Origin of the sequence: Paenibacillus sp. PastM-3, from assembly GCF_029893965.1 — a bacterium.
Lineage (GTDB): Bacteria > Bacillota > Bacilli > Paenibacillales > Paenibacillaceae > Paenibacillus_AQ.
This window is the reverse complement of the sequence record NZ_JARXXP010000012.1, coordinates 93078-108443: the sequence shown is the minus strand read 5'-3', so window position 1 is coordinate 108443 and position 15366 is coordinate 93078. Positions and strand designations below refer to the sequence as shown.

The window sequence follows — 15366 nt, the reverse complement described above, 5'->3', positions numbered from 1 at the left end:
AGGAAGTCAAATAAAAAGGAACAAAATAAGACAAAAATCACAACATTATTCGCTTGCACGCACCTTGGCAGGCTGCAGTCTCATTAGCGGGTTCAATACCTTCTGGAGAACACGCGGGTAACCGGCAATCTCCTGACGGCCGAGCACGCCCAGTACAATCAGCAGCACGAGATAGATGATGACAACCGCCGCTCCCACTACCAGGCAGGTAATGAGAAACGCAAGCCGGTCCGGCATCAGATGGGCAAGCATAATACCCGCTTCATTCAGGCCGTAACCGATCCCTCCGGAGGCCAGCACGGCAACAGCGAAGCCGCCCCAGCGTTTGCCCATGATGGTAAAGGCAACAATACTCTTTAGCATACGCAGATTAAGCAGCGTAATGACAATAAAGCAAAGTGCCGTTGCCCCGATGATTCCGTAAATGCCGAACACCTTGCTTAGCAGGAAGCTTGCCACCAGCTTGGTCACGATGCCAGCAAACACATAGTACATAGAGATCCGTGATTTCCCCATGCCCAGCAGAATGGAGTTCGTCGTCATCATTGTAATCTGGAAAATTGTCCCTGCCGTCAGCATGGCGACTATTCCGCTGCCGTCCAGACTGCTGAACAGCAGGCCGTTAATCGAATAGGCAGCGACCACCAGCGAGACTACAATCGGCGTCCCGGTCAGAATGGAAATCCGCATGGCCAGTGTGACCTGGCGTTGCAGATGCTGCTCGTCCTTCCGGGCATAAGCGGCTGAAATGATCGGAATCAGTGAAGTGCTCAGCGCAATAGCCAGCACCGGAGGAATACCGGCAACACTGATTGCACGGTTTCCATAGATCCCCAGTGCACGTATAGCCTCTTCTAAACCGATCTGACCACTGAGCAGCGGTACAATTAGCGTTGTGTCGATAAAGCTTACGACTGGTACAGTTACAGAAGATAATACAATCGGGATGGATAATTTAAAAATATCCTTATAAATACCGAGCAGCGGAAGTCTGGCTGCGCTTGAATCATACAATGCCGCCTTTTCTTCAGTGCGGCGCATTTTTATTGCATAATAGAGCATAATTCCGAATGCGCCGACACTGCCAAGCACACTGCCGAACGAAGCGCCGGCCGCTATCCATGTATTATCATATCCCTGCTTTAGCAGAATATAGGCCAGCAGGATCGCCGTGGATACCCGCGCAATCTGCTCAACAATCTGCGAAATCCCGCCGGCCATCATATTATTCCGGCCCTGGAAATATCCGCGCATCATGGCGATGGTGGGGAACAGCAGGAGCGCCGGTGCAATAGCCCGGATGGCAAGTGTACTCTCGGGAACCTTGGAATATTCCGCATAATAAGGGGCCGCTATGTAGAGCGCCGTACTCATCAGCACACCTACAACTGCAGCAAAAATCAAGGCCGCCCGGTACACCTGCTGCGCCTCATCCGGCCGGTTTAGGGCATAACGCTCGGATACCATCTTGCTTAACGTACTCGGAATCCCGGCGGTAGCCAGCGGTAGCAGCAGCAGGTACACTTGGTTGGCCTGTGCGAATATAGCATTTCCGGTAACATTCAATAAATGCTCCAGCGGCACCCGCTGGGCAAGCCCGAGCACGCGGGCTATAAGCGCGGCTGCCGCCAGAATAAGCGTGCCTTTGACAAAAGACTCTTTCTTCGACAAACTGTTTCGCCTTCTTCGCTGTTAATTTACGCTGATCCAGATAAAGAAGAGGACCACCATCATAATTTGCAGAATTACTTTGACTACGGTGCTGCTGAACAAACCGAGCAGGGAGCCGAAGCTGACCTTAACCGCTTTACCCGGCTGGGAGCCGGCGATCAGCTCTCCGACGAATGCACCGATAAAGGGACCGAGAATCAAGCCAATAGGATTAATAAATGGACCAACAATTAAGCCAATTGTACTGCCGATAACCGAGGCTCTTGACCCTCCAAACTTCTTAACACCCCATGCCCCGACCACATAGTCAGCAACGAACAGCACAACCACGATTAGGGTCTGGATCGTCCAGAACCAAGCCCCGAACGATCCGAAAGAAAAGAACCAGCCATATACAAAAAAGGCCAGATAAATCGCCAGCGCACCAGGCAGGATCGGATACACCGCCCCCGCCAGCCCTACCGCAAACAAAGCAATGATCAAAATCCAACCCAGGATTGCCATTCCTTCATCCCCCAGTTTTGTTAGCATATACTTCTGTGAAACATACTTCGCAAAACAGCCTCGGAAGCATACGCTTTGTTTGATAGCATCCGCTTCTCCGAATTCCTTCGCAAACTTCCTTCGAAGCGTACTCTCCGTTTTGTTAGCATAATTTCTTGTTACTTCTCGGTAATGCCAATGATACTCTTAGCTGACTCAAACCATGAGCACTTACTCAGGGCATAGTACATCTGCGGCAACAACTCGTTCGAACACATAAATGCACTAATAATCAGCCGTTTGCTGCCATTCTTTAAGGCGCCTCCCCAGCCACGTCAGATACTCTTCGGCCGGTAGTTAGTCGCAGACACTTAGTTGCACCTTATACAACTAAAACAACTGTTTTTCACCACATTGCCTGTTTTAGCTGCACTTTGTACAACTATACAGCCATATAAAGCGGATTTTGGGCCATTTGGGCAGATTTAGCTGTACAAAATACACTTATTAGTCGCGCAGGCAAATTTTCGCCCAATTTAAGTGCACATTCTGCAACTATTTCACAAACTGATTGTACTTTGTGCAATAGAAACCTGTACTTAACCGCTAAAAAGTACAGATTTTATTTTCAGCCTGCTTTGACGGTATTCTGTTGCAGAAAGAGCAACAGCTTGCGCTCCTCCGCTCTCCTGCATCTGCCGGGAACCAAGCTTCGCAATTAGCGGTCAGTGCCCTGCGTCACTTCCGCCTCACTTAATATATATTTCTCAATCACCTCAGCAATGCCGTCCTCGTTATTTGAGGCAACGACCGCATCCGCTTCCTGCTGCACCGTCTCCTGGGCATTGCCCATCGCCACGCCCAGACCTGCCGCCTGGATGGCTGCCAGGTCATTCAGGCTGTCTCCTACAGCGACTACCTGGGACATCTCAATACCCAGCAGCTTGCAGACCTCGCCAATTCCGTAAGCCTTGTTCACTCCGAGCGGGTTAATCTCAAGGTTAGTGGGGGTTGAGTTGGTAATCTCCAGGCCGCCCAAATCCTGAAGCTGCATCAGCAGCTTATGGCGGATCTCGTCGTCCTCTGTGGAGTAGCCGAATTTAAGCCACTCCCTGCCCATAATGTCCCCGTCCCAGTTATTGCGGTTGTAAACCTGCTCTGTGGAATACGCCCAGAACCAGATGCCGTATTCCTCAGCAATCTCGTACAGCTGCTGAATCAGCGCCGGGTCCATCAGCGAGCGGCGGTACAGCTCATACGGCTCACGCCAGATTTCACTTCCGTTCACAGTAATCATAGGTGTCTTGAGGCCAAGCTGCTCGGCATAAGGCATGGCGCTCCGGAAAGCACGCCCTGTCGATAGGCAGACGTGAACGCCGGCATCGACCGCTTTTTGAATCCATTCTACTGTCTTGGGGGTAATCAGTTGTTCATCATTCAGCAGGGTTCCATCCATATCCAGTGCAAGCAGGCGGTATTTGGCAGTCATAGCCACCCCTCCATTTCTTGTATGCCCCTCAACATGAGGAGCTGATTAATATTGTCTAGTTCGTTGAATCCGCCGCATCTGTATCAGCTGCAGCATCCGTTCCATCTGTTGCAGCTGCATCACTGTCCGCAGATTTCAGTGATTTTTTCGGTACTCCGTCCAGGCCGTACTCCCAGTCATACGCATCAAAAATCTTACGGGCTACCGGAGCAGCACTGTTAGAACCGAATCCGCCTTCCGGAATCACTACGGCTACAGCCAGTTTTGGATTTTCACGCGGGGCAAAAGCAATGAACACCCCGTTATCGCGGTTCGTATTCGTTCTGTCCGTCTGCTGCGAGGTCCCCGTTTTGCGGGCAAAATCATAGGAGAAGTCAGAGAATGCCGAAACCTCACTGTTCATCCCCTTTTTAATTTCCCTCCAGTACGACTTATCAAAGGTTGTCACCTCATCCAGCACTTCGCGGCCGAATTGCTTAACGGTATTCCCTTGAGAATCGGTAATTTTGCTCACCAGCTGCGGTTTGATCCGCACGCCTTCATTTGCCAGAGTAGAAGTATATTGGGCGAGCTGAAGCACGGTGTAACGCCCCTGCTGGCCGAAGGAAGCATAGACCAGCGCGGCCTGTGCACTACCTGCTGCCTTGGTATCGGTATAGTTGATTTGTCCGAGGAACTCCCGCGGCAGTCCGCTCTGTGTGGAGACGCCCAAGCCGAATTCCTTCATATATTTATCCCAGACATCAATCCCGCCGCTCTGATACTTTTCCCACAGCTTCTTGCCGACCATATCGACCATAAACGCATTGGACGATTTCTCAATCGCTCTGGCCGGGTCCATCGAACCGTACACGTGACCGGAAGAGTTGCGTACGGAGGCATTGTCATTTTTACCGAAGTAGGCAATCCCTCTGTCCTGATAAACCGTTGAAGTGGTGAAAAAGCCTTCATTCAGCCCGATGAGCACACTCAGCGGCTTGATGGTTGAGCCCAGCAGCACGGTAGAACCGAACTCATGGCCTGACATGCCCGAGGAGTATGGTGTGATGGTCCCGTTCTGATAGTTACCCATTATATCATTCCATACCTCAGTATCCATCTTCTCGGCTGTCCATACATTGGTATCATAGTCCGGCATGCTCGCCATCGCAACGATATTTCCGGTATCGACCTCCATCGCCACTGCATAGCCGGTCAGGGCATCAGGATGGGTCTTACCCTGGACAGCATGAGTGTGCAGCCAGTTGATCTGATCGGTGATCGCCTGCTCCGTTTTCATCTGTATGGATTTGTTAATGGTAGTCCAGATGTCATTGCCTTTGACGGGAGGCACAACCTCTTCAACCTTTTCAGCCATATTCTGCGGATTGACCGAGATGACCTGATAGCCGTTTTTGCCGCGCAGCTCGCGCTGGTATTGCAGCTCAAGCCCGTCAAAGCCGACAAATTCATCATCTTTATAGCTCAGGCCGGGATCTGCATCTATTTTTTTCATCGCCGCCTGAATGTTCTTGTAAATATCCAGACTGCTGGAGGATTTGAACGGCTTGATGTAACCGATCGTCTGCACGGCTACTGTGTCTTTGTCATAATGCCTGCTGCTCTCCTCGACAATTTCCAGACCCGGATATTCATTCTTGTGCTCCATAAAGTAGGCCACTTCCTGCGAAGTCAGCCCTGCCTTGATTCTGCGGGCCATGAATCCGGAATATTTCTTGAAATATAAGTCCAGTGAAGCGATGACATCCTCTTGTGTCAGCTGCGGACCAGCGGGGTCACCATATTTATTGAAATCCTCAACCAGCCGCGCCGCAAGCTCTTCGCCTTTGGCCTGGGCCTCCGGAGTCAGCGTGGTTTTACCAGTCGCTTTATCCGTGGTTTTAGCAGTGTATTCCTTAGTCAGCGTAATGTATAGCGACTGTACAGACGTTGAATAAGCAAGCTCCTCGCCCCCCGCTGCCCGGATTACACCGCGGATCGCCGCCAGCGGCACATTTTTGGTATCGCGGCTGGTTTCCACTTCAGTCAGGGTAGGCCCTTCAACAAACTGTAAAACGGCAAGACGGATGATAATGACACAGAAAATAACGAACGTGCTGAAAAAGAACACGTTAATCCGCAGGCCGAGCGAGCTCTTCGAGGTATTTTCATCCGGCGGGGTGGCCTGCTTACGGAAAAAACTCACAGTTTTTCACTCCTTTACATCTTAAATAAACCTTGCCACAATACAACAGTACTTCCCCCGAATTGTACCATATAACAAGGTCCGACTTCCTCTTTGTCACAGTACGTCCTCTTTAATATGCGTTTCTCCGAAATCCGTGGTGTTGAACCAGTCTCCGCTTGAGGCCCAGGTGGAGTCGAGCGGAATCCAGGCTTCCCTGGCAGGAATATAGACCTCATTCCAGGCATGAGCGCCGTACCCTCCTTGTCCGTCATAGCCCCGGCCGGTAACTACTCGCACCTGAAGCCCCTGGGAACGGCCCATAACGGCATACAGGCGGGCATAGTCAATACAGACGCCGAGCCGTGTACCGAATGTGTCCAGCGGCGTCTGCTCGTGCCAGATCCCGTTCTGCTCATAATGATCTGCCTTGGCATAATCATAGACGATCCGCGAACCAATCCAGTCGTACAGCAGCCTGGCCTTTTCCTCGGGATCAGAAGCTTGTCCGGCAATATCTGCTGCAGCCTCCTCGATGTCCGGCGAGATGTCATGATCAATCACCTCGTATTTGCGGCGGAGGATATCATTCATCTCGGCGGCTACCGCCTTGGTCAGTACAGGCAGTCTGCTCCGCACATTCTCACCGGCAATCGGTTCAAATACCGCCGCCGCGCTCTGGCTGTATATAGGAGAGGACTCAACATAACGGCTAAAGCTGCTGTCCGGGTTCAGCCCGACTCCCAGATAAAGGACGAAGACCAGCAGCAGACCGCGCACCAGACCTACAGCAAAACCGACAGCCGCACCGCTTAGCCTGCTGATCTGGGTAATCTTCCGGTCACGCGGCCGCTCCTTCCGCCCTGAAAGACGGAAGGGCAGAAACAGGAACAGCAGGCCAAGCAGCGGGCGGATCAGGCTGTAGCCTATCAGCAGAAGCAGACAAAAACGCACCAGCGTTGAACCCTCCAGCACGGAGACAGCAGTATAATACAGCTGCTGCCACCCGCTGAGCCTGCTGTCCGGCAGCACGACCGATGCAGCCCATGCCTGGACTGCTGGAGAAAAATACAGCGCTGCCGGAACGGCGATGACAAGCGCTGCCGCAGTCAGCAGGCCCGTGCCCAGCAGCCCGAACAGCCCGCCCGCAGCGCGGCTGAAGCCGCGGACCCAGCCCTGAAGGACGGAGAAAAGCACAACCAGCAGCAGCAGGATCGAGATGAGATTCGCTTCTGTTAAGCTTGCTATCCAGCTGTCGAGCATTTTCCATCCCCCTCTATGTTAATTTCCGTTCTTCCGCGCTTCTTCTATAAAGGTCTTGGTCGTATCCGTGATGCTCCACTTTCCAAGACTGACACCCCGGAAAGTGACTTCAACCTTATCCTCGCCAGCCGTACCCTTCACCTCAAGATTCGGTGTTGTAATCGTGAAGGTGCCGTCCCCGCCCGAGGTATATTTCGCCTCCTTGGCTTCGCTCAGCATCACTTCCTGCGCTTCACTCTTCAGCGTGCTTACCGTATTGTCCGCCACCTTGTTTACGGCATCACCGATTTGCTCCATCGTAACCCCGCTGTAAATGAACAGGCCGGCGACAATAACGATGACGATTGCCCATTTCAGCATCGTTTTGACCAGGTTGATTACGGCAAACAGAATAACAAGTGCTATAACAATAACCAGCCAATTCTCTCTTATAAATTGTGACCATACTGCCGGATCCATCAATTTCACAACACCCCTATCCAAAATTTCATATTCATTATTATACATGAATGCCCCATATAATTCATGATTGCCTGAAGGTATGCAGGTTAGACGAATAAAATGGTATAAGCCCCCTGATGCACACGTAAAGTACAAGTAGGCTATACTGCAAGCTGCCGCCTGCTGTCGTCCGATTTCCGCTGTTAAAAAAGAAAACCGGCATGGCCTTCCGGGCTTATGACCGGCCCTACCGGAGGTGTAGACCTTGAAAACCGCACTGTGGCTGTATCTGTTTCTGTTTCTGGCCTTCTTTGACCTGCATGCCCAGTATCCGATTCTGACCCCGTTTGCCATGTCACTCGGTGCGGGTCCTGCCTTCATCGGCTGGATGATGGGCATGTATTCACTGACCCATCTGCCAGGCAATCTGCTGGCAGGCGTACTTGTCGATAAGAACGGCAGCCGGCGCTACATTGTCTTCAGCCTCGTGGCAGCCGGCGCACTGCTGCTGTTGCAGGCTTACGCCCAGCTTCCCTGGCACCTGCTCGTGCTGCGGGCGGCCAGCGGCTTTGCGCTGGCCTTTCTCTCCCCCGCCTGCATGACGCTGCTGGCTTCGCTGTCGGATGATTCGGCAACGCAGGGTAAATACATGTCCGGTCACGGCATTGTCCATACCCTCGCCTCCGTAGTTTCTCCCGCAGCCGGTGCCTATATTGTGCACAGGGCAGGTTATTCCGGCACCTTCAGCACACTGGGCTGGCTGCTGATTGCCACCGGAATCATGGCTTTAGTCAGCGTACCGAAGCATTCGCCTGCGCGTGTCCGTGCCGATGTGCCGAAAGCCCTGCCCGCTCCGGCCGAATCCTCCCTTGCCATCCGTAAGGAAGCCAAAACCAGGCGGCGCTATTACCTGCTGCCTTTCTTCATCTCCTGCTCACAGGGTGTCCTGTTCTTCGAGCTACCGCTGTCGCAGGGGCAGGACGGGATGGTCTCCACAGGAGTCCTTCTCTCGCTGATGAGCCTCGGGGCGCTGGCCACACTAAGTCTGATGTTCCTTAACCGCCTGTCACCAGCCATCCGCATTGCCGCAGCCTTGCTGGCAATGGCGCTCTGCTTCTTTACTCTTGCCGCATTTACAGGCATTCCTGCAGGCGCAGTCCTGTTCCTGCTCGGGGCCGCTAAAGGCGTGCTGTTCCCGGCCATGGCCTCCCTCTTCATCAGTCTGGGGAACGGAAGCCATCTGGGCCGCACCTTCTCACTGCAGTCGATTGCCATGTCGCTTGGCGCTTTTGCCGGCCCTGTTGCCGCAGGACAGCTTCGCGGATATGTCTCCCCTTATTTCATTGCCTTTGTGCTGCTGATGACCGCAATCCTCCTGCTCCCGCCAAAAGGGGACAGCCTGCGATCCGCATATCATCCCGGCTTAAACAGTCCAGCCGCATAAAAAAACACCGCAGGGTGCAGTCTAACCTGAACACTTTTGCAGTGAAGCAAAAGCCGCTAAAGTCCGCGCCATACTGCTGCTAAAAGTCATTTCATCACCCGGCCGCCGCCGGGTGATCTTTCTTTTTACGACATTTCCCGGGTAATGATTGCACTCCTGTCGTATATGGCTGTTAAAAATGGCGAAGCTTAGGTAAAATAACAGATACGTACCTGCATTAATGTTTAATCCGCTTAAGCATCCACACTCTTATCAGACATTTTCAGAGCCAGAGGTGACCCGCTTATGTCCATTACAATCATTGTTGAAGGCAAAAACGACAAGAGCCGTCTGCGCCGCGTGCTTAGCCCCGAGGTCGACATTTTGTGCACCTTTGGTACGCTTAATACGCTGAAGCTGGATTCACTGCGGCGTAAAATCGGAGACGGGGAAGTGTACCTCTACATGGATAATGACAGCTCTGGCAAAAAAATCCGCGGCATTCTGCGCGATGCCTTTCCGGACGCCGTTCATATCTATACCCGCAGAGGTTATGCCGGTGTCGAGGGCACACCGGATGAATACAGCATTACCCAGCTCGAAAAAGCGGGCCTTGAGGAGTTCATCATCTATCCGCAGCCGCTTCCTTATCCGGAGCGGTAATACATAAAGAAGCCTTGTTCAGGATCCGCGACCAGCGCGGAACCGGACAAGACTTCTTTTGTGCAGAATAAGGTTTATTCACGGGCCAGCTTCTTCAGGGAATCCGCAAGGAATTCCGGCGTTACATTCTCCGTATCCCCGGCATCGTAAAGGCCGCGGAGCTGATTGTTCCGGTCGACCAGGCCGATCAGATTGGCATGGGCAAAGTTATCCTTATTGTCCCCGTATATGAGAACCTTGAAAGAATCTGCCGCCAGCTTGCGTACCTGCTCCTGATCCCCCCGCAAAAAATACCAGCCGTCATAATTCGCTTGAAAGCGGTCAGCGAATGTCCTGATGGCTTCGCGGGTATCCTTTTCCGGATCAAAGGAGATCGAGACAAACGCCGTATCCTTGCCGAAGCTGCCGTCCTTGACCAGCAAATCCTGGGTTTCAGACAGCATATACGTGGTGATCGGACATACGTCCGGACATTCAGTGAAAAAGAAGTAGACCAACCGGGCCTTCCCTTGCGTGTCGGCCAGCGTAATCTGCTTACCGTCGACATTCTCCAGAGAGAAGTCCTGTACTTTCCCGATGACCGGCAGTTTGCTTTTGGCCAGGCCCATTGAGTTGACTGCCAGAAAAGCTGCCAGACACAGGGCAATCAGCAACAGCAGCCAGGTCCATTTGTAGCGTTTCAAGGTTTGCACAGGCTTCTCTCCCTCTTAACCGTGGATTGTATTCAATACAAGCGCGATCAGACTGACAGTGAGGTAATTAATGGAGAAAAAGAAATTTTTCTTGGCCCAGGCATCATCATCCTTTGCCTTAAAGCCGATTATAGTCAGGTAAAGCCAGGCTACAGACAAGCCAAGCGATATGACAAGATAGAAAATCCCTGCATAATCATATGCATACATGAGCACCGGTACAGGCAGCAGCAGCGCTACATAAGGGATCATCTGGAACTTGGTGCGCCGTACTCCCTTGACAACCGGTAGCAGCGGAAAGCCTGCGGCCCTGTACTCCTCTTTGCGGCGGATACCAAGAGCCCAGAAATGGGGCGGCTGCCACAGGAAGAGCATGGCGAACAGCAGCCAGGCACCAAGATCTACTGTACCTGTAACGGCAACATATCCGATAACCGGCGGCATTGCACCGGAGATTGCACCGACCGAAGTGCTCCAGGTCGAGGTTCTTTTAAGCCAGAGTGTGTAGATAACCACATAAACGAACATGCCGATAATGCCAAAAATTCCGGCCAGGACGCCGCAGAAGGCAAACAGTACAGCCAGGCCGGCTATACCGAGCACGATGGCGTACATCAGCACCACATTAGGCTTCAGCCTGCCGGTCGGCAGACCTCGCTCGCGTGTGCGTTCCATTTTCATATCCAGATCACGGTCGAAATAGTTGTTGAATACACAGGCAGAGGCCATCACCAGCATGGTTCCCAGAAGGGTCAGAATTAATCTCCCGTACTGCACATCCCATCCGGAAGCAACCCAGTAGCCTGCAAAGGCTGCGATCAGGTTGGAGCGGATAATGCCTGGCTTCGTTACTGTAATAAAATCACGCCAGCCGGCACCCTCCGGGGGTGATTTGGCTTTTGCTGCTGCGGAATCGGTAGAAGCTTGATATCTCAATTGATTGTCCACGTGTGGCGTTCCTCCTTCTAAGGGACTTCTAAGCGTTCTATCGGAGCTTCCGATCATTTTACATCGTTCTCAATTGAGAAAAATATTCACTCCGCTGTTAACTTTATCATATCAAACCGTAAAAGACTTTGACAATCATTGGCCTGGATGTTCATCAATTCGACAATTACGTGACTTTATTTATTTCCCGTCCGTCTAAATAAGTCAGCTTAAAAATGGGTAGTTATTAATAGAGAACTTCCGTACAAAGGAGATCTGACCAATGGATACAGCAACACATTTTGTAATGGGCCTCGGACTTGCCGGACTTTCTTTTGTTGATCCTGTCGTGGCCTCGCAGCCGTCCCTGGCAGGAGCCGTCATGATCGCCACTGTACTGGCTTCTCAAGCTCCGGATGCCGACACGGCGCTGCGCCTCAAAAACAATGCCGTGTATATCCGCAACCACCGGGGGATTACCCATTCCCTGCCCTTTCTGCTCTTGTGGCCGGCTCTGATTACCATAGTCATCGGCCCGTTATTCGGCTTTACAGACCTGCAGGCATTAAGTCATATCGCTCTCTGGAGCTTTATCGGTGTTGCCGTCCATGTCTTTTCGGATCTGTTCAACACCTACGGCACACAGGCCGCCCGGCCGTTCACGGAGAAATGGATCGCCTGGAACATTATCCATATCTTTGATCCGTTTATCTTCGGCAGCCACGCAGCTGCGATTATACTCTGGATCAGCGGTATCGTGCCTCCGGCTCCGCTGTTCACCATCCTGTATATCTGCGTAGCAGCTTACTACGTCTGGCGGACGGTTGTGCATGCCCGGATTACACATCATATCAAAAACAAGGATATGCACCATGATCCGGGAGACCGCTACATTGTCATCCCTTCAATCTCGCCTACGCGCTGGAATGTGGTCAAAGCGAAGACAGACGGCAGTTATAATGTAGGCGTGCTAAACGGCGGAAGGCTGGAATGGTTTAAGCACGCCGTATGCTCCACCCACCCTGCGGTAGAGCATTCCAAGTCACATCCGGATGTTCAGGCCTTTCTGTATTTTACCTCCTATGCCGTGGCCGAGGTCGAGGAGCTTCCCTCCGGTTATATTGTACGCTGGGGAGATGTGCGTTATTTACACCGCAAGCAATTCCCTTTCGTGGCAGTGCTGGCTATGGACAGCGAATATCATGTGCTCAACACTTATGTCGGCTGGCTCAGCAGCGAAAAGCTGGATGAACGGTTCGCCATCGATCCAGGTTCGATGAAGCTCTAGCCTATATGCTATCTTTAACAACAGGCAGGACGGCAACACCCCTTAGTCAGGGGATAGCCGCTCTGCCTGTTTGGCTTCACCCCCTTGGATATTATCCCTCTTGACGCAAGAGGCGGCATGGGGCACAATTTCCATAAAGCGTTTTCAGCAGCAATTCTTCATCCTTGAAAATATTCCCTGCTTCACAGACAAAAAATCCCGCCGGCGGAAGCCGGCAGGATCAATTAACTCGCTATTATAGAAAGGAAGGCTGGCTGGCATGGGTAAAGGTCTGTCGCTCTGGTTCGCAACTTCTTCAATACTGATTCTTACAGCCGCTTCAATCTGCATCAGTTACAATATCTGGCTGGCACTGCTGCTGGGCCTGCTCTGCGTCCTTAATATCGGCTTTGGCTTTATCCTCAAAGCCAGACTGAGACGCAAAGCGGAAGCCGCTGCGCAGCGTTCTTCTTAACGGTAAGGCAGGAAGCCCATCCGTTCCTTCACTTCAGTGAGTGTCTGGGAGGCTACGCTGCGGGCGCGTTCCGCGCCCTCAGCCAGAATATCCTCAAGCATACCTGAGCTGCGGATTTCATGATACCGCTGCTGCAGCGGCTCCAGTGTAGCCACCAGCACTTCACCCAGATTCTTCTTGAAGCCCCCGTACATCTGCCCTTCATACTGGTCGGCAATCTGCTGCAGGCTCAGGCCGGAGCACTCTGCATAAATGCTCATCAGATTGCTGATTTCCGGCTTGTTCGCCGGATCGTACACCACTTCACGCCCCGAGTCGGTAGTCGCCCGGCTGATTTTTTTACGGATTACATCCGGCGGATCCAGCAGTGCAATGTAGCTGCCTGCATTAGGATTACTCTTGCTCATTTTTTTACCCGCATCGTCCAGCGACATAATCCGGGCACCTACTTCCGGAATATACGGGTCAGGAACAGTGAAGAAATCACCGAACCGGTGATTAAAGCGTCCCGCCAGATCACGGGTCAGCTCCAGATGCTGCTTCTGGTCTTCTCCTACGGGTACCAGATCAGCATTGTAGACCAGGATGTCCGCCGCCATCAGTGACGGGTATACGAACAGCCCTGCGCCTACAGAATCTTTGCCGGAAGATTTGTCCTTGAACTGCGTCATCCGTTCCAGCTCGCCCATGGCAGTCAATGTAGTGAGAATCCAGCCTAGCTCAGCATGCTGGGGTACATGTGACTGCATGTATACATTGGAAATTTTCGGGTCAATCCCTGCTGCAAGATAGAGTGCTGCAACGGATCGCGAGTTCTCACGCAGCGCTGCAGGATCCTGGGCCACTGTAATGGCGTGCAGATCCACCACCATAAAGAAGCATTCATGCTCCTGCTGCAGCTTCACGAAATTTTTGATCGCGCCAATATAGTTACCGAGGGTCAGGGAACCGCTGGGCTGAATGCCCGACAATACTTTTTTAGCCATGTTAATGATTCCTCCATTCATTAATTACGCAATACGCGAACGCAAAAAGGCCCCGCATCCGCAAGGGACGTGAGACCGTGGTGCCACCCTTATTCGCTGATTGGGAGTCCCCGCAGGAACAGTGCACAAATCAGCCTTAGCTTCCGGTAACGGGGAAGAGCCGTCCGGTCTACTAAGGCCTGCTGCCTGTTCAAACGCGGCGCTCAAGGGTCCATTCGGCCAGGAGTGTCCTGCCGGTTCGCATCAACCACCGGTTTTCTGAAGGCGCACTTTCTGCTTACTTATCCCTGTCATCACATTGTAATCAATTCTTAATGCATTCATCATAGAGCGAACCCCGGATGTTGTCAAATCGCTTAACTACTCCTGCCCAAATCTGTTATGATAAAGATATTCGTGTTCTATGCAATCAAGTAAATTAAAGGAGCATATCTCTTATGAAACAGGTGACCAAAGGACAGTGGGGCGGTTATGATACCTACATTTTGCATAGCCGTGAACTGGAAGTCACGCTTTTGCCGCGTCTGGGGAACAACGTGATTTCCTTGTGGGACCGTAAGGAAGAGCGGCAAATCCTGCGCACGCCTGATGAAAGCGACTTGGCTTTTTATATGCAGAAGCCCTATCATTTCGGCATCCCGCTGTTAGTTCCTCCAGGACGTATACGCAAGGGACAGTTCCGGTTCGGGGGTGCAAGCTATCAGTTCAAGCAGAACTCGGCAGGAGACCATCACATTCACGGCCTGCACCGGACCCAGTCCTGGTGTGTCAGCGACATTGAAGAAGATGAGGACGGCTGTGCGGTAACGACTGAATTTAATACCGCTGACGATGACAGCTGGATGGCACAGTTCCCTGTTCCGCTGCGTCTGGAAATGACGTTCCGGCTGCAGGATGCCAGACTGCAGCAGACGCTGAAGGTCACCCATTTAGGAGACACAAGCATTCCTTTCGGGATCGGCTACCACACCTGGTTCATGATTGACGGGCAGCCGCAGCGCTGGAAGCTGACTTTGCCCGCAGAGAGCATCTATGAATTGAATGACGAGCTGCTGCCGAGCGGCAATCTGCTTCCTCTGGGTTCGCTGGACTCCCTGCATCATGGCATGAGCCTTTCAGGCAAGGATCTGGACACCGTGCTGAGAACAGGCAGACAACAGCCGTCCGAAGCCCTGCTGATGCGTGATGACGGATACGGCATCCATTATACAGCGGATAAGGACTATTTCCGCCATTGGGTTATCTACACCAAAGGCCTGGCCGAGCAGTACCTGTGTGCCGAGCCGTATACCTGGCTGCCGGATGCGCCCAATCTTGACCGGGATGCTTCTTTTACAGGGTTGATTATCCTGAATCCCGGTGAAACCCTGACCCTGCCGAGCACACTTGAAATCCTTTATCCTACGCTCTGATTTTCATATA

General features: G+C 52.3%; 14 protein-coding genes. 5 read left to right on the top strand and 9 right to left on the bottom strand.

Annotated features, from left to right (window positions below; all coding sequences use genetic code 11):
• Positions 1 to 45: 45 nt before the first annotated feature.
• The 6 genes from M2108_RS17720 to M2108_RS17695 all read right to left on the bottom strand — a co-directional run bounded on the left by M2108_RS17720 (position 46) and on the right by M2108_RS17695 (position 7529).
• Positions 46 to 1671, bottom strand: a complete 1626-nt coding sequence (locus M2108_RS17720) for a putative polysaccharide biosynthesis protein (RefSeq protein ID WP_277470680.1) — start codon at positions 1669 to 1671, stop codon at positions 46 to 48.
• 21 nt (positions 1672 to 1692) lie between these two features.
• Positions 1693 to 2175, bottom strand: a complete 483-nt coding sequence (locus M2108_RS17715) for a DUF456 domain-containing protein (protein ID WP_277470681.1) — start codon at positions 2173 to 2175, stop codon at positions 1693 to 1695.
• A gap of 697 nt (positions 2176 to 2872) precedes the next feature.
• Positions 2873 to 3643, bottom strand: coding sequence for a Cof-type HAD-IIB family hydrolase (locus M2108_RS17710; RefSeq protein ID WP_277470682.1), 771 nt, complete (start codon positions 3641 to 3643; stop codon positions 2873 to 2875).
• A 55-nt stretch (positions 3644 to 3698) separates the two neighbouring features.
• Positions 3699 to 5828, bottom strand: coding sequence for a peptidoglycan D,D-transpeptidase FtsI family protein (locus M2108_RS17705; RefSeq protein WP_277470683.1), 2130 nt, complete (start codon positions 5826 to 5828; stop codon positions 3699 to 3701).
• A 96-nt stretch (positions 5829 to 5924) separates the two neighbouring features.
• Complete coding sequence (locus M2108_RS17700) at positions 5925 to 7070, bottom strand: transglutaminase-like domain-containing protein (protein ID WP_277470684.1); 1146 nt, start codon at positions 7068 to 7070, stop codon at positions 5925 to 5927.
• Between the two features lie 18 nt (positions 7071 to 7088).
• On the bottom strand, positions 7089 to 7529 hold the full coding sequence (locus M2108_RS17695) for a hypothetical protein (protein ID WP_277470685.1): 441 nt from the start codon (positions 7527 to 7529) through the stop codon (positions 7089 to 7091).
• Positions 7530 to 7776: 247 nt separating this feature from the next.
• On the opposite strand from M2108_RS17695, the gene M2108_RS17690 reads away from it, so the two are divergent.
• Entirely contained in the window at positions 7777 to 8955 is a 1179-nt protein-coding gene (locus tag M2108_RS17690; protein WP_277470686.1) for an MFS transporter, read from the top strand.
• Positions 8956 to 9240: 285 nt separating this feature from the next.
• On the top strand, positions 9241 to 9597 hold the full coding sequence (locus M2108_RS17685; RefSeq protein ID WP_277470688.1) for a DNA primase: 357 nt from the start codon (positions 9241 to 9243) through the stop codon (positions 9595 to 9597).
• 74 nt (positions 9598 to 9671) lie between these two features.
• Here M2108_RS17685 and M2108_RS17680 read toward each other — a convergent pair whose 3' ends face one another.
• Both M2108_RS17680 and cyoE read right to left on the bottom strand, forming a co-directional pair.
• Entirely contained in the window at positions 9672 to 10289 is a 618-nt protein-coding gene (locus M2108_RS17680; protein WP_277470689.1) for an SCO family protein, read from the bottom strand.
• 15 nt (positions 10290 to 10304) lie between these two features.
• Positions 10305 to 11237, bottom strand: coding sequence for a heme o synthase (gene cyoE, locus M2108_RS17675; protein WP_277470690.1), 933 nt, complete (start codon positions 11235 to 11237; stop codon positions 10305 to 10307).
• Positions 11238 to 11499: 262 nt separating this feature from the next.
• On the opposite strand from cyoE, the gene M2108_RS17670 reads away from it, so the two are divergent.
• Entirely contained in the window at positions 11500 to 12504 is a 1005-nt protein-coding gene (locus tag M2108_RS17670; RefSeq protein WP_277470691.1) for a metal-dependent hydrolase, read from the top strand.
• A 259-nt stretch (positions 12505 to 12763) separates the two neighbouring features.
• Positions 12764 to 12958, top strand: coding sequence for a hypothetical protein (locus tag M2108_RS17665; RefSeq protein WP_277470692.1), 195 nt, complete (start codon positions 12764 to 12766; stop codon positions 12956 to 12958).
• On the opposite strand, the gene trpS is transcribed toward M2108_RS17665, so the two are convergent.
• Positions 12955 to 13944: a tryptophan--tRNA ligase gene (trpS, locus tag M2108_RS17660; RefSeq protein ID WP_277470693.1), complete on the bottom strand. Its 990-nt coding sequence runs from the start codon at positions 13942 to 13944 to the stop codon at positions 12955 to 12957. The genes M2108_RS17665 and trpS overlap by 4 nt on opposite strands.
• A gap of 437 nt (positions 13945 to 14381) precedes the next feature.
• Between trpS and M2108_RS17655 the strand changes: the two genes are divergently transcribed.
• A complete protein-coding gene (locus M2108_RS17655) occupies positions 14382 to 15356 on the top strand; it encodes an aldose 1-epimerase (protein ID WP_277470694.1) in 975 nt (324 codons plus the stop codon).
• Positions 15357 to 15366: the final 10 nt, after the last annotated feature.